We start from the raw sequence: 21,496 nt of genomic DNA, 5'->3' as shown, positions 1-21,496 counted from the left end.
GACCGGACTCCCTACCACCATGCACAGCCCACGCCCCGCGCGCACCCCGCACCGCCACGAGGCCCCTATTCGTCAGCCCCGCCCAGCGGCTCGTCGGACGGCGGAATGATCCTCGCCGCAAGATCCGGCGCACCCATCTCCGCATCGAACGGAAACATGGGCCGCCGGATCCGCCGATGCCCCAACCGCCCCAGATCCTGGTCAACCCCACCGGGGGTCAACGCCAGCTTCCACCCCACAGCCATGTCGAACAGCTCAGGTTCGAGATAGCCGATCTTGACGAGGACAAGATCGGCACCGCGCGGATCAAGATCCAGGTCGGTGAAGTCGTGCTCTTGGTGGTACGGCTTCCGCAGCCGCGTGAGGATCACGTGCACGCTGCCGACCCGCAGCACGACCTCGGTCCCGGCGTCCCGGTCCCCGTGCCGCACCGTGTGCACGACCCCGGTCATGGTGAGCGGCCCGGCATGCCGGTCGTCCACCTCGGCACCGGCGGTGACCGTGACAACCGCCCCGACGCCCGCCGCCACCGCTGCCTCGACGGCGGCGGGCCCCGGCACGGAGGCGTAGATCACGGTCGGACCGTCCGGGTCCTTGAACTCGGGCCGGTCCAGGACGCGCCCGAGCCCCCAGGTCACATCACCCGCACCGCCCGCCGTCGGGTTGTCGCCGGTGTCGCTGATGAAGTACGGCCGGGCGTCCGACGCGAGCGCCTCGTCCAGACACGCGTCCAGCGAGCCCGTCGGCGCGACGAACGCGAACCTGCTCCGCGCCTCCCAGAAACCGCGCGCCAGCCGCTCGGCACCGGCGGACACGGCGGCCTCGTCGGACCCCGTGACGACGACCGCGGCCCGGTTGCGCGGCTCGTCGGCCCACGCGTATCCGACCCAGATCGCGGCATCCAGCACCCCGTCGGCCGCCTCCACCTCCTCGACGGCCGCGTAGACGCTCCGGGCGGGCTCGATACGCGTCGAGGTCTGCTCCCCGGCCAGCAGCACCGGCACCGGGATCCAGGCCTTGACCGGCCGCGCGGCACCGCTGACCAGGACGTCCACGAGGTTCCGTACCGCCCGCTCCTTCGTCTCCATGTGGTCCTCGTGCGGGGCCATCCGGTAGCAGGTGATCAGATCGCTCTGATGAGCCAGCTCGCGCGACACATTGCCGTGCAGATCCATGGACGTGGACACGATCACATCCGGGCCGACGACCTCCCGGATCCGCTCCAGCAGGACCACCTCGGCATCGTCGACGCCTTCCACCGTCATCGCGCCGTGGATGTCGTACCAGAGGCCGTCGAGCGGGCCCAACTCCCGCAGCCGGTCGATGAGTTCGTCGGAGAGCTGTGCGAACGCGGCAGCTGTCACCGTCCCGCCGGGCAGCGCCTTGCCGACCAGCGCGCCCCGCCACTCGGCCGCCTCCCGCAACGGCTCGCCGGGGGCCAGGAACGGGTACCGCGTGAGGACGTCCGCGCCGAGCTGCGGATGGAAGGCGGGCGCCTCGGTGCGCGCGGGGGAGAAGGTCGACGACTCGATACCGAGCCCGGCGACGGCGATCACCGGACGGGCTATGGCGGTACGGGACTGGGGCATGGCTCCTCGGCAGGGGTTCAGGAGTGAGGGGAAGGGGAGGGCCCGGTCAGGGCCGCCAGGGCGTGCGCCAGCGCCCGTTGCAGCGCGAACTGGCCCGCGCCGACCAGTCCGGCGTCGGCGCCGAGACTCGCCCGCTCGATCACCAGCTGCTCGGTCACCAGCGGATGGCAGCCCTCGTACAGCTGACTTCGCACCGCTGCCACGAACGGCTCCAGCGTCGACAGCAGGCCCCCGAGATACACGGCGTCGGGGTTGAAGAAGTTGACGTTCGCCGACAGGACCGTGCCGAGATAGCGGCCGGCCCGGCGCACGGCACCGGTCGCCTCCGGGTCGGCGTCCGTGGCCAGCTTGACGACGTCCTCGATGGAGTCGACCCGGGCGCCCCGCTCCCGCAGGATCCGCACCAGCGCCGCCCCCGACGCGACCGTCTCCAGGCAGCCGGTGTTGCCGCACGAACAGGGTGTGCCGTTCTCGTTCTCGACGCGGACGTGGGTGATCTCGCCGGCCGCTCCGGTGCCGCCCCGGTACAGCCGGCCGTCGGCGATGACTCCGGCGCCGATGCCGGAGCCCATCTTGACCATGATCGACTGGCGCCGTTCGGCGGGCTGGACGCTGTGCTCGCCCACGGCCATGCAGTTGGCGTCGTTCTCGATCGCCGCCGGGACGCCGAAGCGGTCCTCCAGCCAGGCCCGCACCGGGAACCTGTTCCAGCCGGGCATCCGCGCCGGGAGGGTGACGACGCCCGAATCGACGTCCACCGGGCCCGGCAGACACAGCCCGACGCCCCGCAGCAGCTCCCGGCCGTGCCGGGCGGCGAGGGTCTCCAGGGTCTCGGCGAGACCGGGCAGTGCCGCCTCCGGGCCCTCGGCGGTGGCGAACGGCACCGTCGACACATCGGTGAGCCCGCCCCCGGGGAACACCACCCCGACCCGGGCATGCCTGCTGCCCAGGTCCGCCGCGACCGCGAACCCGTCGCTGCCGCCGAGCCGCAGCACCTTCCGCGGCCGCCCGCCGGTGGAGGACCGGGTGCCGTGCTCCGCGACCAGCCCGTGGGTCACCAGCTGGCCGACGGTGAAGGAGATCGTCGAGGGCGCGGCGCCGAGCAGATCGGCCAGCTCGGTCCGGGTCGTCGCCTGCCCGGAGGACAGCAGTTCGAGCACACGCTCGGCCAGCGAGGAGACACCGGGGGCGGTCCTTCGGTGCGGGGCACTTTTTTCGGTCATGGGCGAAGTAACTTCCGACGGCGGGGCTTCGAGTGACGAGCGTACGTCGGTGATCGCCCCCTCCGGCTTTTTCCAGAACAGCAGAAACAGGCTTTTTACAGCGGGGCGTCTGTTTCTTCGTACCCGCGAGTCGTTGACTGGCTCATCGACCCCACCTCACATCTCCGGTGATCCGAGGAGAACCATGTCGTCCCCTGCTCGCACCGCGCTCGTCGCCGGTGTCATCGTCTCGGCGAGCGCGCTGCTGCTCGCAGGCTGTTCCGGCACGAGTGACACGTCGTCCGCGTCGAAGGACTCCATCAACTACGCCCTGCCCGCGAACTTCACCCCGAACTGGATCCTGCCGATCGGCACCGCGGCGCACCTCAACACCAACAACAACTCCATAGCGGCCAGCCTGTGGGAACCGCTCATCGCGTACGACGGCTCCACAGGGAAGATCGCCTGGAACAAGAAGGCGTCCATCGCCACGGCCGCGGACTTCGCGGCCGACGGAAAGAGCGTCACCATCACGCTCGGCGACCGGAGTTGGAGCGACGGCAAGCCGATCACGGCACGGGACGTCGAGTTCTGGTTCAACGTCATCAAGGCCAACAAGGCGGAGTGGGCCGGCTACAACCCCGGCAAGGCCCCCGACAACTGGACCGCGTTCAAGACCGTCGACGACCGGCACTTCACGATCACCTTCGACCAGGCCTACAACTCCCAGTGGATGCTGGCCAACGAGCTGAGCGCCATCACCCCGCTGCCGCAGCACGCCTGGGACAGGACCGCTGCCTCCGCCGCCGTCTCCGACGCCGACCGGACCGCCGCGGGCGCCAAGCAGGTGTGGACGTACCTCAACACGGCCGCGAAGAACATCTCCGGCTACGACAGTGACGCCCTGTGGAAGACCATCAGCGGCCCCTACTCGATCAAGTCGTTCGCCACCTCCGGGAAGGTCGTCCTCGCCGCCAACACCAAGTACGACGGCGGCGAGAAGGCGAACATCGCCACCGTCAACCTGCTGCCGTTCACGACGGCGGACGCCGAGAAGAACGCCCTGCGCTCCGGAAGCGTCGACTACGGCTACATCGAGGCCACCGACCTCGACCAGAAGGACAGCTTCACCAACCGGGGCTACGCCGTGCAGCCCTGGTCCGGCTGGGCGATCACCTATCTGCCGTACAACTTCAACAACCCCGCCATGGGAGCCGTGTTCAAGCAGCTGTACGCCCGCCAGGCCGTCCAGAAGTCCATCGACCAGGCCGGTCTCGCCAAGGTCATCTTCAACGGCACCGCCGTGCCCGGCTACGGCCCGATCCCGCAGGCCCAGTCCTCCGACTTCCTCTCCGCCACCCAGAAGAGCAACCCGTACCCCTTCTCGACGGAGGAGGCCAAGTCCCTTCTCACCGGGCACGGTTGGAGCGAGCAGGGCGGGGTCATGGTCTGCACGGACGCGGGCACCGGAGCGACCCAGTGCGGTGAAGGCGTCGCCAAGGGAACGAAGTTCGAGATGCAGGTGCTGTCGCAGTCCGGTTCGACCGTGACCGACAACATGATGAGCGCGATCCAGTCGTCCCTCGCGAAGACCGGCATCAAGTTCTCCATCAAGACCGCGCCCGTCAACTCCGTGCTGGCGCAGACCCCGCAGTGCACCGCGAGCCAGGCCATCTGCAAGTGGCAGCTGTCCTTCTTCGGTACGGCGGGCAGCTGGTACTTCAACGCCTTCCCGACCGGCGACTCGCTCTTCCAGACCAAGGGCGGCTCGAACTTCGGCAACTACTCCAACCCGGACGTCGACAAGCTGATCACGGCCTCCACCACGTCCACGTCCAACCAGGCCATCCAGGACTACAGTTCGGCCCTCGCCAAGGACCTGCCCGTGGTCTGGCTGCCCGAGCCCGTCTACCAGATCTCCGTCGTCAAGAACGGCCTCGGCGGCTTCTCCCAGGACTCGCTCGCCAACTTCCACCCCGCCCAGTGGAAGTGGACCAGCTGAGGCCCCTCGCATGGACACCTTCCTCTACCTGACCAGGCGGATCCTCCAGGCGCTCGCGGTGATCCTCATCGTGACCGTGGTGGTCTTCTGCCTCCTGCACGCGCTGCCCGGGGGTCCCGCACGCGGGATCCTCGGCCCGCAGGCCACCGCCCAGCAGATCGCCGCCTTCAACCACGAACAGCGCCTGGACCAGGCGCTGCCCGTCCAGTACGTCCACTACCTGGGCACCTTGCTCCACGGCGACCTCGGCACCTCGTACACCCTCAACGAGTCCGTCTCCGCGCTCATCGAACAGCGCCTGCCGAAGACGCTGGTCCTGACCGTCCTGTCCGCGTTCGCCGGGCTGCTGCTCGCGATCCCACTGGGCATGTGGCAGGCGGTACGGCGCAACAAGCCCGTCGACTACGTCATCACCACGCTCGGCTTCGTCGCGTACGCGACCCCCGTGTACTTCCTCGGCCTGATCCTGGTGCTGGTCTTCACCCAGCTGCTGCCCTGGTTCCCGTCCCAGGCCCCCCAGGGCGAGACTCTCGGGCAAGTCCTCTCCCAGCCCAACGCGTTGGTCCTGCCGGTCGTCGCGGGCGCCGCCTCGATGGTCGCCGTCTTCAGCCGCTACATGCGCGCCGCGACGCTGGAGAACCTCTCCGAGGACTACGTCCGCACAGCGCGGGCGGGCGGCTCACGGCAGGGCGCGATCCTGCGCCGGCACGTCTTCCGCAACTCCCTCACACCCGTCGTCGCGATGCTCGGCTACTACGTACCCGTCCTCTTCGGCGGCGCCCTCGTCGTCGAGCAGCTCTTCAACTACCCAGGAATGGGGCTGCTGTTCTGGAGCGCGGCCCAGTCCTCCGACTACCCGGTGCTGCTCGGCTGCGTCCTCGTCATCTCGGTCGCGACCGTCGTCGGCACGCTGCTCGCCGACATCGTGCAGCGCCTGGTCGACCCCCGAGTGAAGGCAGGCCGAGCATGAGCGCCGTACTCCAGACGACGACCCCACCGACGGAGGCGGTCGCCGGATACCGCCTGCCGCTACGCCGGTTCGCGCGCAACCGACTCGCGGTCGCCGGCCTGGCGGTAGTCGTCCTGTTCCTCCTCTTCTGCTTCGTGGGCCCGCTCCTCTACTCCACCGACCAGACCCACACCGACCTCACCCAGGTCAACCTCGCCCCGAACGGCTCCCATTGGCTCGGCACGGACGCCGTCGGCCACGACGAACTCGGGCGCCTGATGTACGGCGGGAAGGTGTCCCTCCTCGTCGGCCTCGCCGCCGGGATCCTCGCCACCGTCATCGGCACGCTGTGGGGCGCGATCGCGGGCTATGCGGGCGGCTGGATCGACGCGGTGATGATGCGCGTCGTCGACGCGGGCATCGCCATCCCGGCCCTGTTCATCCTGCTCGTCGTCTCGGCGATCACGACTCCGGACACCCTGGGCCTGATCGTCATCCTGGGCCTGGTGTCTTGGCTCGTACCGTCCCGCCTGATCAGAGCGGAAACCCTGACCCTGAAGAACCGGGACTACGTCCTCACCCTGCGCGCGATCGGCGGCACCCACGGTCGTGCCATCGCCCGGCACATCCTGCCCAACTCGGTGTCGACGATCGTCGTCGCGGCCACCTTCCAGGTCGCCGACGCGATCCTGCTCGTCGCGTACGTCTCCTACCTCGGCCTCGGCGTGCAACCGCCGTCGACCGACTGGGGCGGCATGCTGTCGGCCGGCCTCACCGCCGCGTACTCGGGCCGCTGGTGGCTCATCGTTCCGCCGGGCCTCGCCATCATCCTCGTCGTCTGCGCGTTCAACGCGATCGGCGACGGGCTGCGCGACGCCTTCGACGTCAAGGGGCGTGGATGAACATCCTGGAGATCGAGAACCTGGACGTCACCTTCACCACGGAGACCGGCGACGTCCCCGCCGTCCGCGAGGTGTCGCTGCACGTCAGCCCGGGCGAAACCCTCGCCCTCGTCGGTGAGTCGGGCTCCGGCAAGTCGACGGTCGCGCTCGCCGCCCTGGGGCTGTTGTCGGGCAACGCCCGGGCGGCGGGCCGGGTCGACATCGGGGGAGTGGACGTCGTGGGCGCGAGCGAGGCCGACCTGTCCCGCCTGCGCGGCCGTACGGCATCGATGGTGTTCCAGGAACCCGCCACCGCCCTCGACCCGCTCACTCGGATCGGCGCCCAGATCGCCGAGGTCGTACGCAACCACCGCGCCGTCTCCGCCAAGGAGGCAGCCGGCGATGCGATCGCCCTCCTGCGCCGCGTAGGCATCCCCGACCCGGAGCAGCGGGCGACCGCCTTCCCCTTCCAGCTGTCCGGCGGCCAGCGCCAACGCGTCGTCATCGCCATGGCCATCGCCAACTCACCCGGCCTGCTCATCGCCGACGAACCGACCACCGCCCTCGACGTCACCGTCCAGGCCGAGATCCTCGACCTCCTGCGCGCGCTGGCCGCCGACTCCGGCACCGGCGTCCTGCTCGTCACGCACAACATGGGCGTGGTCGCGGACTTCGCCGACCGGGTCGCCGTGATGCTCCAAGGGGAGATCGTCGAGACGGGGCCGGTGGAGGAGGTGCTGCTGCGGCCCGCGCACGAGTACACGCGACGACTGCTGTCGGCTGTGCCGCGACTCAGGGTTGCCGAGTCGGGGGAGGGAGTGGGGCGGTTCTCCGGTCCTGGCTCCGAGGGGATGGCGGTGGCTGAGTCGGGGGATGGGCCGGAGCGGCTCCCGGGCGCCGCACCCAAGAGTCTGACGGTCGCCGAGCCGGGAGACGCGCCCGCACCCGCACCCGAGGTCCGCACCGACGCTCCCGTGGTCGAACTCCGGGACATCTCCGTCCACTTCGGCCGAGGCCGCCGTACCGTACGGGCCCTCGATGACGTCTCCCTCACCGTCGCCCCCGGCGAAACGGTGGGCCTGGTCGGCGAGTCGGGCTCCGGCAAGTCGACGGCCGCCCGGGTCGCCCTCGGCCTCGTCCCGCCGACGTCCGGCTCGGTCGCGCTCTTCGGCACCGACCTGGGCCGGGTCCGGGGACGCGCAAGGCGCGCTCTGCTGGCCGGGGTCGGTGTGGTCCTCCAGGACCCGGTGGCGTCCCTGGACGCGCGGATGAGCGTCGGCGAATGCGTCGCCGAGCCGTTGCGCGTCCACCGCCGGGGCATGCCGGCGGCGGAGCGCCGGGCGCGGGTCGCCGAGGTGCTCGAACGGGTGCGCCTGCCAAGGGAGTTGGCGGGGCGCGGGCCGCGCGAGCTGTCCGGCGGTCAGCGTCAACGGGTCAGCCTGGCCCGCGCGCTCGTCCTCGAACCACGGCTCCTGGTGGCCGACGAACCGACCAGCGCCCTCGACGTGAGCGTCCAGCAGACGGTCCTCGAAGTCATCACCGAACTCCAGGACGAACTGGGCTTCGCCTGCCTGTTCGTCTCCCACGACCTCGCCGTCGTCCAGCAGTTCGCACAGCGCGTGGTGGTGATGCGGGCGGGGCAGGTCGAGGAACAGGGCCCGACGGAGACGACCCTCCTGCACCCGGGCACGGACTACACACGGCGCCTGATCGCGGCCGTGCCGGTGCCGGATCCGGTGGTGCAGCGCCATCGTCGGATGCAACGGCGGGCCGCGTCGGCGGTGGGCGGAACGGGGACCTTGGTATGACGACCTCTCTGCGTCCCGGTGCGGGCCGCGCCCGGCGTCCGATCGGCGAAGCCCCGGTCCCGCAACGTCGGCGTCGCACGGAATGCCGGGCCGCCCTCGTCCTCGGCGGAACGGGGCTTCGGCGTGGCGAATATCCTGCGCCCCGGCGCGGACTGCGCCCGGTGCCAGATCGCCGCGGTCCCGGTGCCCGACCCGATTCCGCAGCGCAGGCGCCGGACGGAGCACCGGGCTGCCCCGGCGGTCGGTGGAAGGGGGGCTTCGGCGTGACGAGTTCCCGGTGTCCCGGTACGGACCGCACCCCGCGCCTCATCGCCGCAGTGCCCGACGCGGTCCCGCAACGCCGGGCCACCACCACCCCCAGTGCAACGGGGGCCACCGCGTGACCCTCCCCCTCCCCGAGGTGTACGCCGGTGTCGACATCGGCGGGACGACCACCCAGGTCGTGCTGTGCGCGCCCGACCTCGCGGTTCTCGCGCGGGCCGAGGTGCCCACCCCGGCGGCGCACGGCGGGCAGGCGATAACCGATGCCGCGCTGGGTGCGCTGGCCGGCCTCCTCGCCCGGACACCGGCCCGGCTTGTCGGTGTCGGGGTCGGCGCTGCGGGGATCGTGGACGCGGAGGCCGGGCGCGTGCTCGTCGTCAGTGACTCCTTCCACGGCTGGGCCGGGTTCGAGGTGACGGCGACGATCCGGGGCGCGCTCGGGGTTCCGGCGTACCTCGACAACGACGTCAACGCGTTCCTGCGGGGCGAGGCGACGAAGGGCGCCGTGGCGGGCGTACCCCATGTGCTCGGCATGACGCTGGGCACCGGGGTCGGCGGTGCGCTGTGGATGGGCGGGGCGCTGTACGAGGGTCCGCACGGGGCCGCCGGGGAGATCGGGCACGTACCCGGGTTCGGCGACCTGCCCTGTACGTGCGGTGGCCGTGGGCATCTGGAGACGCTCGCCTCCGGGCGGGCGATCGGGCGACGCTACGGGGAACGCACCGGACGCGCCGGGCTCACCGCGAAAGCGGTCGCGGCAGCCGCGGACGGTGGTGACCACGACGCCGCCGTCGTCTACGAGGAGGCGGGGGAGGCCGTCGCCCGCGCGATCCTCATCACCGCCGGGCTGGTCGACGTCACCGCCTACGTCGTCGGCGGCGGTGTCAGCCGTGCCTGGCAGCTGCTCGAACCGGCCGTCCGTACGGCCCTCGCCGCCGAGCCGCCCGTCAGCGGACGGCCCGTCAGCGTCGTACGGGCCCGGCTCGGCAGCGACGCCGTGGCCGTCGGAGCGGCCTCCCGCGCGCGGGACGAACTCGGGGCGTACGAGGTCAGCGAGCCGTCACTCGAACCGTGACGTGTCGCCCGCGCCCCGGCGGACGATCTCGGCCTCGCCGCTGGAGAAGTCGATGACCGTCGTCGGCTCCGTGCCGCAGTCGCCGGAGTCGACGACCGCGTCCAGGACATGGTCGAGCCGCTCCTTGATCTCCCAGCCCTGCGTCAGCGGATCCTTCTCGTCGGGGAGGAGGAGGGTGCTGGACAGGAGCGGTTCACCCAGCTCGGCCAGCAGAGCCTGCGCGACCGTGTGGTCGGGGATGCGCACACCGACGGTCTTCTTCTTCGGGTGCAGCAGCTTGCGCGGCACCTCGCGGGTCGCCGGAAGAATGAACGTGTAGCTGCCCGGCGTGGACGCCTTCACGGCCCGGAACACGTCGTTGTCGACCTGCACGAACTGGCCGAGCTGGGCGAAGTCCCGGCACACGAGGGTGAAGTGGTGACGGTCGTCGAGCTGCCGGATCGACCGGATGCGGTCGATGCCGTCACGGCTGCCGAGCTGGCAGCCCAGCGCGAAGCAGGAGTCCGTCGGATACGCGATCAGCGCACCGGAGCGGATGCTGTCGGCCACCTGACTGATCGTGCGGGGCTGCGGGTTGTCGGGATGGACGTCGAAGTACCTTGCCATCCGCCGAGCCTATGCCCTCCGTGAGGTAAATTCCGGACCGGGAAGCGGTGTGAACGTGATGGACCAGGGGAGAGGCGTCGTGGCAGGCAGCGGGACCGACTACGGGCACGACGGCGTAGGCGCCTCCGGCAGCTGGGCGGACGAACTCCTCGACCAACTGCGGCCGGGCGCCCGTGACATCGGCAGAGTGGCCGCCTGGCTCGCCGGAACCATCGACGCGGAGGTCTCCCTCCAGGACGTCACCGGCACCCTCCTCGCAGGTGACCGGTTGCCCGCCGCCGACGACCTCGTGATGGACGTGGCCACCGGCAGAATCGCTTCTGCTGCGGTGCACACCCAGGGACGCCATGTCCGGCTGGCCGGACTCGGCCACCCCGCCACCAAGGGCGTGCTCGCGGTGGCCAGCAGTCGGCCCTTCGACCGGCGGGCCACCGACATCGTCGCCCGCACGGCCTGGGTGCTCGAAGTGCTCCTGCGGGAACGCGAGACGATCAGCGCCGAACACCGGCTCGACCGGGCGACCTCCGACCTCCGGCTCGCCATCCTCCAACTGCTGATGGTGGGCGACATCATCGCCGCCCGCCGGGTCGCCGCCGGCCTCTGGCCCGGCCTGTTCGACACCGACACCGCCTGCGTCTACGTCCTGGAAGGCCAGGCCGCACGACGTGACGAACTCGCCGAGGACTGCCAGGAGGCGGCGGAGGGGCACGCGCTCATCGTCCGCTGCCCGGCCGTGGACGAGCATCTGATCGTCGTGGCGCCCATCGACCGGGGCCAGGACAGGGCGGGCCCGGAACTGCGCACCCTCGTAGGCGAGCGCCCCGACACCTTCATCGGCGGCAGCGTCCGGCAGAACCTCGCCCAGACCGCCACCGCCTACGGACAGGCCATCAGCGCCCTCGCCGTGGCCCGCTTCCGCCCCGACCGGGCCGCCGTGTACGCCGAACGCACCCACCCCGAGCGGCTGATGAACCCCCTCGCCCTGCGCGGCTGGGCCGACCGGCTGCTGCGGCCCCTCGACGACCTGCCCCACCACACCCGCGCCGAACTCCTCGCCACCACCCGCCTCGGCTTCTCGTTCACCGCCGTCAAGACGGCCATCATCCTCGGCGTCAGCCGCAACACCGTGCGCGCCCGGATGGAACGCGTGGAAGGCCTGCTCGACGCCGACTTCTCGGACCTCACCACCCGGGCCGCCGTCCAACTGGCCCTCAACACCCAGGCCGCCGTCCCGGACGGACCGCGCCCGCCCGCGACCCCGCCCGCCGGAGTGACCGAACTGCTGCGCACCGACCCGCTGCTGGCCTGGGCGGACGGTCTTCTCGGCCGCCTCGCCGCGGACACCCGGGACCTGCGGCGGACCGTCCGCACCTGGATCGCCGCCGGCGGCAACGCGGAACGCACCGCACAGGTCCTCGGCATCCACGCGCAGACCGTGCGCGACCACGTACGCAGCGCGGAACCCGTCCTCGAACGCCAGCTCCTCGCCGGCGGCAGCGACCTGTACGAGGTCGTCCTCGCCCATCTGGCCCTCGGCGACCTCGACGAACCCGCCGTCGGCCGGGCGAAGCGGGACCATCCGGACGTGACCGTGCACAAGTGAGTCCTCGGCGCACAAGAGAGGGCACCGGCGAGATACACACCGCGGGTCGACGCGCGTAGGTTCATCTGGACTCCGGTGCTCCGGTACGCGCGCCTCTCCGAGAGGTGTACCCGGGCGCCGGTGCCCATGACGGGTGCCTGGCCGGAAACGGCCTCCAGGACCCGCGGGTGCGGGGACGCGGCCGGCACGGGGGTCCGGCCGTTTCCCGCACCCGCGGCTTTCGCCCCGGTACGCCGGATTCGAGTGTGTCCTCGTGAGTAGCCGGCGGTTTCGTGGGCACTCGGCGGCCATGGACACGGCACGAGCAGCAGCAGACACGGGACAGGTACTCGCCGCATCGAGCGACGTACTCAATGTGATCGCCGCCTTCGCCGGTGGCCTGATCGTGGCGGGCCTGCTGATCTGGGCCGTCCGGTTCGGAGTGCGGGTGAAGGACGCGGAGGCGCCCCGGCCCAGGCCGGACGAGCAGCCCAGGCTGCCGGACTCCGGGGCGGTGCACGAGCAGCGGGAGCGGCGCGAGCCCAACGAGGTGCCGCACACCTCGGACGAGGACGAGCGCCTCAGGCCGCACAACCTCCACCCCTCCGGCACCAAACGCGGCGCGGACCAGACCCGCCCGCGCTGGTCGCCCGGCAACAGCGGTTCCTTCGGGAGCGGTGGCTCGGGCAGGACCTGACTCCTAGAGTGGGCCGCATGGGGGAAACATCTGATATCCGGCCCACCTCGGAGTTCCACGCGCGCAACTTCGCCACGGCTGACGTCGACAAGCTCGTGGCGGGCCTGGACGCACAGGACGCGGCCGACGGCGTACGGCGGCTGCGCGCCTGGGCTCAGAACGCGCTCGACCCGCGTCCTGGCGAACACGCGATCGACATCGGAAGCGGCACGGGAACGCAGACCCTGGCCCTGGCGGCGGCCGTGGCCCCGTCCGGCGACGCGCTGGGCATCGAGGCGAACCCCGTGATGCGCGATGTCGCCGAGCGGCGGGCGGCCGCGGCCGGCAGCCCGGTTCGCTTCCTGGACGGTGACGCGCTCGCCCTTCCGCTGCCCGACGCCACGGTGGACGTGGTCTGGTGCGAACGGGTCCTGCAACACCTGTCCGAGCCGGACAAGGCCGTCGGCGAGATCGCGCGGGTCCTGCGGCCCGGCGGCCGGGTGGCGCTCATCGACTCCGACTGGGGGACCGCCCTCCTGCACCCCGGTGACCCCGACACGGTGGCCGCGCTGACGGCGGGGGTCCTGGCCATGGCGGCCAACCCGTACTCAGGGCGCCGGCTGCTGAGTCAGCTGACCGACGCGGGACTGGTCGTCGACGACCAGGGCTCGCAGGCGCTGATCCAGGACAGCGGGACGGTGACCTGGCCGCTCGTCCGCATGATGGCCGACTCGACCGTACGGAGCGGACTGATGTCCGAGGCGCAGCGCGACCGCCTGTACGCGGATCTGGCCGAGGCGGCGGAGCGGGGCGCGCTGCACATGTCGGTGACGATGTTCGCCGTGGTGGCACACAGGCCCGCCTGACCCGTCGACGCCCGGCGTGCGGGCGGAGCCGGGCCGTGGTCCGCTGTGAGGCCGAGGTGTGCGACGACGGACCCTGTGGCGGCGCGATGTGCTGGAGTGCGACGGCGGACCTGGTGGCGGGGGTGGGTATCGCCGCCGTGGGTGTGGCGTGCGTGACGACGGTGACGCGGGCGGGCCGCAGCCGTGATCTGCCGCTGGCCGCGCTGCCGTTGCTCCTCGGCGTTCACCAGATCGTCGAGTCCCTGGTCTGGCGGGCGGACGGCGGAACCGGCCCCGCGACCGTGACCTGGGCCGTCATCGCCCTCCCGCTGCTGGCCCTCTGGGTACCGGTGGCCGTCCTGTGCGCGGCTCCCGGGAGGGCGAGGCCCCGTCTTCTGCTGCCGCTGGGCGCGGGCGTCGTGACGAGCACGGCACTCGCGTACAGCCTGTCGGACCACCAGGTGACGGCGGACATCCGGGGCCACACCGTCGGGTACGCCGTCGACCTGTCCCACTCCGGGCTGCTCGTCGCCGGTTACCTGCTCGCCACGGTCGGCTCGCTGCTCCTCTCCGGAGACCGCCGCCTGGTCCTGTTCGGGATGCTGGCCGGCGTGGGCGCGCCGGTGTGCTGGGCGCTGTGGCGCCTGGAGTTCGTCTCCACCTGGTGCGCCCTCGCCGCCCTCTGCTCCCTGGTCCTGCTGAACTGGACCCGGCGCCACGGCCCAGTGCCGGGGCACTGACGCGACTGAGTTTCCTCGCCCCCGCCGCCCCTACCCGTTCCCATCCCCTGGGGGCTGCGCCCCCAGACCCCCGCTGTCGGCCTGAACGGCCTCGTCCTCAAACGCCGGACGGGCTGGAGGGTGGTGGTGGTCGTCGGGTGGGTGGGATGGTCGCGCTGGACGGCCTTGTCCTCAAACGCCGGACGGGCTGGGGGTGGCGGGCGGTGCTGGGGAAGGTCGCGGTGGTTGGGGAGGGTCGCGCTGAACGCGCTTGTCCTCAAACGCCGGACGGGCTGGAATGCCAGGTGTGCGGCGGGGGTGGGTGGGCGGGGAGAAGAGTGGGCTGGGTGTGGTTGTCCTCGAACGTCGGACGGTGCTTGATCTTTTAGCCCGTCCGGCGTTTGAGGACGCAGGGGGGTCTGGGGGCGCAGCCCCCAGGGATGGGACGGGTAGGGGCGGCGGGGGCGAGAAGACCCACCCCGCCACCACAGGCCTTCGTGCTACTCGGCGTCCGCTCCCGCGCCGACGAGCGCGCGGACCTCGAACTCCTCGAACGCGGACGGCTCCTGGCGGGGAGCCAGTACCGTGCCCAGCCAGCCCAGGAAGAAGCCCGCCGGGATCGAGACGATGCCGGGGTTCTGCAGCGGGAACCAGGCGAAGTCCGACGACGGGTAGATGGAGGACGGGGTCGACGAGACCACCGGAGAGAACACCACCAGCAGCACCGAGCAGACCAGCCCGCCGCACAGACTGAGCAGCGCGCCCCGGGAGTTGAAGCGCCGCCAGAACAGGCTGTACAGGAGCGTGGGGAGTAGGGCCGACGCGGCTATGGCGAACGCGAGGAAGGCGAGCGTCGAGACGTTGGTCTCCCACGACAGCAGGGCCAGCCCCATACCCAGCACGCCGATGAGGACCGCGGCCAGCCGGGCCGCGCCCAGTTCCTCGGCCTGGGTGGCGCGCCCCTTGCGAATGACCTCGCCGTACAGATCGTGGGCGAGGGACGAGGCCGCGGCGAGAGTGAGACCGGCCGCGACCGCGAGGAGCGTGACGAAGGCGAGGCAGGACAGCAGCGCGGTGAGCACCCCGCCGCCGATGGACTGCGCGAGCAGCAGCACGGCCGCGTCGCCCTTCGGGTCGGTGTCGACGATGGACTCGCGGCCCACCAGGGCGGTGGCGCCCAGGCCGAGAATGCCGGCGGCCAGACAGACGAAGCCGACCAGACCCGCGGCCCACACCACCGAAGAGCGCAGGACGTTGGTGGAGCGCGGGGCGAGCAGCCGCATCATCACGTGGGGGAGTGCCGCGAGGCCGAGCACGATGGCCAACTGGAGGCTGAGGAAGTCGAGTTTGCTGGTGGTGCTCCCGCCGTAGCGCAGCCCGGGTTCGAGGAACCGCTGGCCGATGCCACTGTTCTCGGTGGCCGCCTCCAGCAGCGCGTTGACGTTCCAGTCGAAGCGGTGCAGCACCATGACGGCGGTGACGGCGATGCCGGAGACGAGCATGACGGCCTTGACGATCTGGATGAACGTCGCGCCGGGCATACCGCCGAGCGAGGCGTACACGATGACGACGGTGCCGATGACGACGACGCACAGGGTGCGGGTGGTGGAGCTGGGGACGCCGGTGAACTGGGTCAACAGGGCGACACTGCCCACGAGTTGGGCCACCAGGTAGAGGCAGCAGATGGTCAGGGTGCAGAGGGAGAGCGCGAGCCGCACCGACCGTCCGCCCTGCGGCAGCCGCAGCGCCAGCGTGTCCCCGAGCGTGAACCTGCCCGAGTTGCGCAGCGGTTCGGCGATCACCAGGAGCACCATCATCCAGGCGACCGTCGTGCCGCACAGATACAGCAGCCCGTCGTAGCCGGTGAGCGCGACCAGCCCGGTACTGCCCAGCAGGGTCGCCGCCGAGAGATAGTCCCCGCACATCGCCAGCCCGTTGCGCAGCGGCGACATCTCCCGGTTGCCGAGATAGAACTCGCCGACCTCGTCACGCTGCGGGGCGATCAGCAGCGCGGCGAACAAGGTCACCACGACCACCGACAGGAACAGCACGAAGGTCAACTGCCGGCTGAACGGGTCGACAACACCGGCGGCGATGGTCGTCGTCACCACGTGCGGAACTCCCTCTTGCTCTGCGGGCGGGGACCGGACTGCTCGGCCGGGCGTTGCTGCCCGGGCCGACGCTGCTGCTCCAACTGGGAGCGCAGTCTCCGCGCGACCGGATCGAAGCGGGTGCGCATCCGCCGTACATAGCGCCAGGCGGTCACCCCCATCACCACGAACTGGCCCAGGCCGAGGGCCAGCCCGAGCGTCAGATGACCGGCGAGTGGCTGATTCATGATTCCGGGTGCGAAGCTCGACAAAAGGACATAGAGCAGGAATCCGCCGACGGCGAGCGCTGTCGAAACGGCTGCGAAGCGGCGGTAGTCGTTCCGCAACGACCGGAATTCAGGGTGGCCGTGTATCGCCCGCTCAGGTCTGGGGTCGGGGTACGTCGGGCTGTATACGGGCGGCTCGTCCGGCCGCGTGAAATAATTGGACATAAACGCACCTTCTTCGCTGCTTTATGTCGCGCCGGATTAGCGCTCGCGTGCGGAAACAGTGGGGGAATCGTGAATCCGGACGTTTCGTGGAGCGAATTCCGATGCAGAGCCCGCCCGGGGAGTGACGGGTTAGGAAGCGGATTATGGCAGCGGCGCTCCGGAACAATCAACTCGCTGTGAATTACTCTTGAGTAATGACTCATTCGCGCTCTTCCTGATCACTTTGCCGCCCGGCGCAACCTGCGGAAATCCGCCGCGACGGATAAGGTCCGGACTATTCTCGGCCCTTGGGCTGTCTTGAATCTGCCGTACGGGAGAGGTGTCGGGGTCGCGGTGTGGAGACACCGTGAAGGGGAAGTCGAAGGGTGAGAAGGATGGAGCGGGACGAGCGCGGAACGGCGGAGGAATGATGGATTCCACCACGACGGTGATCCTGGTCGTCGCGGTCCTGGCGGCGGCCGTGCTGGCCGTGGCGGGCACCGTGCTGGTACGGCTGGTCCGCACCCGGCGGGATCTGCGCCGCGCGGGCCTGCCGACGGGCCCGCGCTGGATCTTCTGGGGCGCGGTCGCCTATCTGGTGCTCCCGGCCGACCTCGTGCCCGACCCCGTCTACCTGGACGACATCGGCGTACTCCTGCTGGCCCTGCGCTCCATGCGCGCACAGGCGCGGGAGGTCGACGCCGGCCCGCCGCCGGAATCCGCTCCGACCGGCCGTCCCGGCAAGTGGGGGTGAGGGACGAGAGGTGAGGGACGAGAAGGGCTCGGCTCGCGGTGTCCCGCGAGCCGAGCCCTGTTGTTCCTGTGTTCCTGGCGGTTCCAGCGGTGTCGCCTACGCCTCGCTGGCCCGGAGCATGTCCTTGCGCTCGACGATCTTGATGCGCTCGCGGCCCTCGGGCTCGCCCAGGGCCTTCTCCGCGGCGTCCAGCTTGTACCAGCCCTCCCAGGTGGTGAAGCGGACGTTCCGCTCGCCGAGGAACGCGTCCACGGCCTCCGGGTCGGGTGAGACGGGCGTGCGGAGACGGCCGTTCGCGTGGTCGTCCAGCAGATTGGCGACGGTCTCGTTCGCGTCGCCCTTCGTGTGCCCGATAAGCCCCACGGGGCCGCGCCGGATCCAGCCGGTGACGTACGTCGACGCGAGGTGCTCGCCGGTCTCCTCGATGACCCGGCCGCCCTCGTCGGGGACGGTGCCCGACTCGACGTCCCAGGGCAGCTTGGGGAGCTTGTCGGAGAGGTAGCCCACCGCGCGGTAGACCGCGCCGAGGTCCCAGTCCTTGAACTCACCGGTGCCCTTGACGTTGCCGGTGCCGTCGAGAGCGGTCCGCTCCGTGCGGAGGCCGACGACCTTGCCGTCCTCGCCGAGGATCTCGGTGGGCGACTCGAAGAAGTGCAGGAACAGTTTGTGCGGGCGCTCGCCGATGTCGCGGATCGCCCAGTTCTCCAGCGTCTTGGCGACCATGTCGGCCTGCTTGTTGCCGCGCCGGGTCGCGATCGAGCCGTCGTCGTAGTCGATGTCCTCGGGGTCGACGATGACCTCGATGTTGGGGGAGTGGTCCAGCTCGCGCAGCTCCATCGGGCTGAACTTGGCCTGTGCCGGGCCACGGCGGCCGAAGACGTGGACCTCCAGCGCCTTGTTGGCCTTCAGGCCCTCGTACACGTTCGCCGGGATCTCGGTCGGCAGCAGCTCGTCCGCCGTCTTCGCCAGCACGCGGGCCACGTCGAGCGCGACGTTGCCGACCCCGAGGACCGCGACCCTCTCCGCGTCGAGGGGCCACGTACGCGGCACGTCCGGGTGGCCGTCGTACCAGGAGACGAAGTCCGCGGCGCCGTACGAGCCCTCCAGCTCGACGCCCGGTATGTCGAGCGCCCGGTCGGCCGTGGCCCCGGTCGAGAAGATCACCGCGTCGTAGAAGGCACGCAGATCGTCGAGGTTGATGTCGCCCGGGTAGTCGACGTTGCCGAAGAGACGGATCTGCGGCTTGTCGAGCACCTGGTGCAGGGCGGTCACGATGCCCTTGATACGCGGGTGGTCGGGGGCGACGCCGTACCGGATCAGACCGAAGGGGGCGGGCATCCGCTCGAAGAGGTCGATGGACACGCCGGGCTCCACGGCCACTGCGGACTTGAGCAACGCGTCGGCGGCGTAGATCCCGGCCGGGCCGGCTCCGACAATGGCCACCCGCAGAGGGCGAGGCATGATCAGGTTCCCTTCGAACGACGAGTAAGAGATCTTCGAAGGAAGCCTAAACTAAGGCAAGCCTAAGCTAGTACGGGGGTCCGGGTTATGGGCCCATAAGGCGGACTTATGGGGTCTGGGAGGCCCCTGCTCACCCCGACTCCCTTAGAGGTTCCTATGAATCTGTGGGGCACTTGAACGCCCGGGGGTCCGGCCGCGTATGGCACTGGGGGCATTTCCATGTCGATCCGGCCATGCAGTGCAGGAGTACTCCGTGGGACGCAACACACGCAGACGCCCAACTGGTCCACGCCGCGCCACCTTTGCGGCGGTCGCCCTGATGCTGGGCGGAGGCGGACTGGTCGCGGCGAACGTCTACGCCTCGGCCACCGAAGGCGGTACGGGCGGTGACTCGGCTGGGCAGACGCTGTACTCGGGAGCCGCCACGATCGACTGCCCCGATGTCGGCGACCGGTTGGCGGCCGTACCGGACGAGGCGCGGTCGGAGGTCGACAAGGAACTCGCCGCCCTGGACCAGCAGACAGCCGAGGCCTACCAACGGCTACAGAACTCGACGCAGGCCATGCAGGAAGACAGCGGCTTCGCCGACTCCGCGATCATGAACCCGCTGAAGGACAAGCGAACCGCGACCATCGAACGGATCGCGATCGCCATCGACCGGGTGGGAGACCGCCCCGAGGGGCTTGAAGCCCTGGCGGCCTGCACGCTCCGGGACTCCGGCAATCAGGCCGAGGAGGAATGGCAGGGCGGGGAAGGCCAGGAGGGCCAGGAACAGGGCGACGACCAGAGCGGCGACCAGGGCGGCGAGGAAGGCCGGCAGGACGGCGACGGCAACGGCGGTCAGGCCGGAAACGGTCCCGTCGCCGACGACTTCGCGGACATCACCACCGTCCAGCCCACCGCGCAGAGCCCGTCCCAGCAGGGCAACGCTTCCCGCGGCACCTTCTCCACCAGCTGCGGTGTGAACGCGAACGGGCTGTTCAACTCGGACAACGTCATCGTGGCCCCCGGTGTCTCCAACGGCGCACACCACTTCCACGACTACGTCGGCAACCAGTCCAACAACGCGTTCGCGAGCGACGAGGACCTGGCCGCCGCACAGACCACCTGCGTGGACCAGGGCGACAAGTCCTCCTACTTCTGGCCCGTCCTGCGCCTGCAGAACGGAACGCAGGAGCAGGACGCCGGTTCTCCCGGTGGCGGCATCGAGGGCAACGCCGGAGAGATCGTCACGCCCGAGCAGGTCACGATGACGTTCGTGGGCAGCCCCAGCGGCGAGGTCGTGGCCATGCCCCGGCTGCTGCGCATTATCACCGGCGACGCGAAGGCGTTCGTCAACGGCACCGCCAACGCGAACGCCTCCTGGAGCTGCACCGGCTTCGAGGACCGGCAGCTCAAGGACAAGTACCCGCTCTGCCCCCAGGGCAGCGACGTCGTGCGCACCTTCAGGTTCCAGAGCTGTTGGGACGGCACGAACATCGACAGTGCCAACCACCGCACCCATGTGGCGTTCGCCGACGCGGCCGGCAACTGCCCGGCCGGATTCCGGGCGATTCCGCAGCTGGTGCAGCGCATCGTGTACGACGTCGACGCACCGAGCCTGCGGGACGGCGGCCGTACGACCCCGCTGTTCGCGGTCGACTCGTTCCCCGAGCAGCTGCACAAGCCGGTCACGGACCACGGCGACTTCATCAACGTGTTCGACGAGAACCTGATGCGGGAGATGGTCGACTGCATCAATGCCGGACGGCAGTGCGAGGCCGGTGCCCCGAACGGCGAGGACCCGGAGAACAGCCCGTCGCCGACGCCCGACCCGCCGTCCGAGGAGACCGACGAGCCGGCCCCGGACCCCACGGACACCCCGGGTGAGGACGAGACCGCGGAGCCTTCGCCGTCCCCGTCCGTGAGCACGCAGGGCCCGGACCAGGAGAGCGCCACTCCCACGCCCGCTCCCACGAAGGAGCCCGCCGAAGCGGAGCCCAAGGCCTACACGTCTCCGCCGGCCACCCAGCGGGCCGAATCGGACGTGACGCCGACGGACGACGGTGGTGACGGCGAGATCGGCGGCGCGGCGACCGCCGACGAGGGCACCGGCGACGATGCCGTCGCGCAGCCCGCGCCGCAGGCGGTCACCGGTGATCTCGCCGACACGGGAACGCAGTTGTGGCCGGCCGCGGTCGGAGCGGTTCTCCTGATCGCCGGCTTCCTGATGCTGCGCCGCATCAGGAAGGCGTCGCGGTGACGACCGTGGGCGCCTCCGCTCAGGGGCGGTAGGACTGCTGCTGGGGCGGCGTGTTCGTCGGGCCACCGACGGCGCTGCCTTGCAGCTGCTCCGCCTGCTCCTTGGTCACCTTCTGCTCGGCACCGCAGAAGGTGCACTGTGTCTGGTACTTCGTGGAGAAAGGGAACAGGGGCACGAAGAACAGCGTGAACTTCGTGACGCGTTTCCTGAGGGTGTGTGCGGCGGGATTGCCGCACTGCCCGCACACCAGCGTCAGTATCGCCAGCTGGTAGAGGTATCCCTTGGTGCCGAAGATGATCATCTTGCAGGTGTCCCGTCGTCGG

18 protein-coding genes are annotated in these 21,496 nt (G+C 70.6%); 11 read left to right on the top strand and 7 right to left on the bottom strand.

Annotated features, from left to right (window positions below):
• Positions 1-65: 65 nt before the first annotated feature.
• Together OG787_RS02175 and OG787_RS02170 are read right to left on the bottom strand one after the other, a co-directional pair.
• Positions 66-1,589 (bottom strand): M81 family metallopeptidase, encoded by a 1,524-nt coding sequence (locus OG787_RS02175; RefSeq protein WP_405534118.1) that lies wholly within the window; start codon positions 1,587-1,589, stop codon positions 66-68.
• 17 nt (positions 1,590-1,606) lie between these two features.
• A complete protein-coding gene (locus OG787_RS02170; protein ID WP_369035679.1) occupies positions 1,607-2,812 on the bottom strand; it encodes an ROK family protein in 1,206 nt (401 codons plus the stop codon).
• A 184-nt stretch (positions 2,813-2,996) separates the two neighbouring features.
• Between OG787_RS02170 and OG787_RS02165 the strand changes: the two genes are divergently transcribed.
• From OG787_RS02165 to OG787_RS02145, 5 genes are all read left to right on the top strand, one after another.
• Positions 2,997-4,793, top strand: coding sequence for a peptide ABC transporter substrate-binding protein (locus OG787_RS02165; RefSeq protein WP_405534117.1), 1,797 nt, complete (start codon positions 2,997-2,999; stop codon positions 4,791-4,793).
• Positions 4,794-4,803: 10 nt separating this feature from the next.
• Positions 4,804-5,763 carry an ABC transporter permease gene (locus OG787_RS02160; protein ID WP_369035677.1) on the top strand — a complete coding sequence of 320 codons (960 nt, stop codon included), beginning with the start codon at positions 4,804-4,806 and terminating at the stop codon, positions 5,761-5,763.
• A complete protein-coding gene (locus OG787_RS02155) occupies positions 5,760-6,644 on the top strand; it encodes an ABC transporter permease (protein WP_369035676.1) in 885 nt (294 codons plus the stop codon). The genes OG787_RS02160 and OG787_RS02155 overlap by 4 nt, the downstream gene beginning before the upstream one ends.
• Entirely contained in the window at positions 6,641-8,431 is a 1,791-nt protein-coding gene (locus tag OG787_RS02150) for a dipeptide ABC transporter ATP-binding protein (RefSeq protein ID WP_405534116.1), read from the top strand. The genes OG787_RS02155 and OG787_RS02150 overlap by 4 nt, the downstream gene beginning before the upstream one ends.
• Positions 8,432-8,831: 400 nt before the next feature.
• Complete coding sequence (locus OG787_RS02145; protein ID WP_369035719.1) at positions 8,832-9,767, top strand: ROK family protein; 936 nt, start codon at positions 8,832-8,834, stop codon at positions 9,765-9,767.
• On the opposite strand, the gene OG787_RS02140 is transcribed toward OG787_RS02145, so the two are convergent.
• Positions 9,753-10,373: an L-threonylcarbamoyladenylate synthase gene (locus OG787_RS02140; RefSeq protein ID WP_235472576.1), complete on the bottom strand. Its 621-nt coding sequence runs from the start codon at positions 10,371-10,373 to the stop codon at positions 9,753-9,755. The genes OG787_RS02145 and OG787_RS02140 overlap by 15 nt on opposite strands.
• Positions 10,374-10,431: 58 nt before the next feature.
• Between OG787_RS02140 and OG787_RS02135 the strand changes: the two genes are divergently transcribed.
• The 4 genes from OG787_RS02135 to OG787_RS02120 all read left to right on the top strand — a co-directional run bounded on the left by OG787_RS02135 (position 10,432) and on the right by OG787_RS02120 (position 14,216).
• Positions 10,432-11,976: a helix-turn-helix domain-containing protein gene (locus tag OG787_RS02135; RefSeq protein WP_405534115.1), complete on the top strand. Its 1,545-nt coding sequence runs from the start codon at positions 10,432-10,434 to the stop codon at positions 11,974-11,976.
• Positions 11,977-12,265: 289 nt separating this feature from the next.
• Positions 12,266-12,652 (top strand): DUF6479 family protein, encoded by a 387-nt coding sequence (locus OG787_RS02130; protein ID WP_369035673.1) that lies wholly within the window; start codon positions 12,266-12,268, stop codon positions 12,650-12,652.
• Between the two features lie 17 nt (positions 12,653-12,669).
• On the top strand, positions 12,670-13,497 hold the full coding sequence (locus tag OG787_RS02125) for a methyltransferase domain-containing protein (protein ID WP_405534114.1): 828 nt from the start codon (positions 12,670-12,672) through the stop codon (positions 13,495-13,497).
• An 86-nt stretch (positions 13,498-13,583) separates the two neighbouring features.
• Positions 13,584-14,216 (top strand): DUF6629 family protein, encoded by a 633-nt coding sequence (locus OG787_RS02120; protein WP_405540382.1) that lies wholly within the window; start codon positions 13,584-13,586, stop codon positions 14,214-14,216.
• 479 nt (positions 14,217-14,695) lie between these two features.
• On the opposite strand, the gene OG787_RS02115 is transcribed toward OG787_RS02120, so the two are convergent.
• Together OG787_RS02115 and OG787_RS02110 are read right to left on the bottom strand one after the other, a co-directional pair.
• A complete protein-coding gene (locus OG787_RS02115; protein WP_405534113.1) occupies positions 14,696-16,306 on the bottom strand; it encodes a cation acetate symporter in 1,611 nt (536 codons plus the stop codon).
• The gene (locus OG787_RS02110) at positions 16,300-16,737 is read right to left on the bottom strand and encodes a DUF485 domain-containing protein (protein WP_369037304.1); all 438 of its coding nucleotides are present in this window, start codon (positions 16,735-16,737) and stop codon (positions 16,300-16,302) included. The genes OG787_RS02115 and OG787_RS02110 overlap by 7 nt, the downstream gene beginning before the upstream one ends.
• 409 nt (positions 16,738-17,146) lie before the next feature.
• Between OG787_RS02110 and OG787_RS02105 the strand changes: the two genes are divergently transcribed.
• On the top strand, positions 17,147-17,470 hold the full coding sequence (locus OG787_RS02105; protein ID WP_369037305.1) for a YkvA family protein: 324 nt from the start codon (positions 17,147-17,149) through the stop codon (positions 17,468-17,470).
• A 96-nt stretch (positions 17,471-17,566) separates the two neighbouring features.
• Here OG787_RS02105 and OG787_RS02100 read toward each other — a convergent pair whose 3' ends face one another.
• A complete protein-coding gene (locus OG787_RS02100) occupies positions 17,567-18,931 on the bottom strand; it encodes an FAD-dependent oxidoreductase (protein WP_405534112.1) in 1,365 nt (454 codons plus the stop codon).
• A gap of 253 nt (positions 18,932-19,184) precedes the next feature.
• Between OG787_RS02100 and OG787_RS02095 the strand changes: the two genes are divergently transcribed.
• A complete protein-coding gene (locus tag OG787_RS02095) occupies positions 19,185-21,173 on the top strand; it encodes a DUF1996 domain-containing protein (protein ID WP_405534111.1) in 1,989 nt (662 codons plus the stop codon).
• Between the two features lie 19 nt (positions 21,174-21,192).
• Here the strand turns inward: OG787_RS02095 and OG787_RS02090 are convergent, their stop codons facing one another.
• The gene (locus tag OG787_RS02090) at positions 21,193-21,474 is read right to left on the bottom strand and encodes a zinc-ribbon domain-containing protein (RefSeq protein ID WP_369037308.1); all 282 of its coding nucleotides are present in this window, start codon (positions 21,472-21,474) and stop codon (positions 21,193-21,195) included.
• Between the last annotated feature and the right edge of the window lie 22 nt (positions 21,475-21,496).

It is taken from the genome of Streptomyces sp. NBC_00075 (assembly GCF_045041225.1).
Lineage (GTDB): Bacteria > Actinomycetota > Actinomycetes > Streptomycetales > Streptomycetaceae > Streptomyces > Streptomyces adonidis.
Note: the sequence above shows the minus strand (reverse complement) of the source record. Positions and strands in the feature narration are given on the sequence as shown.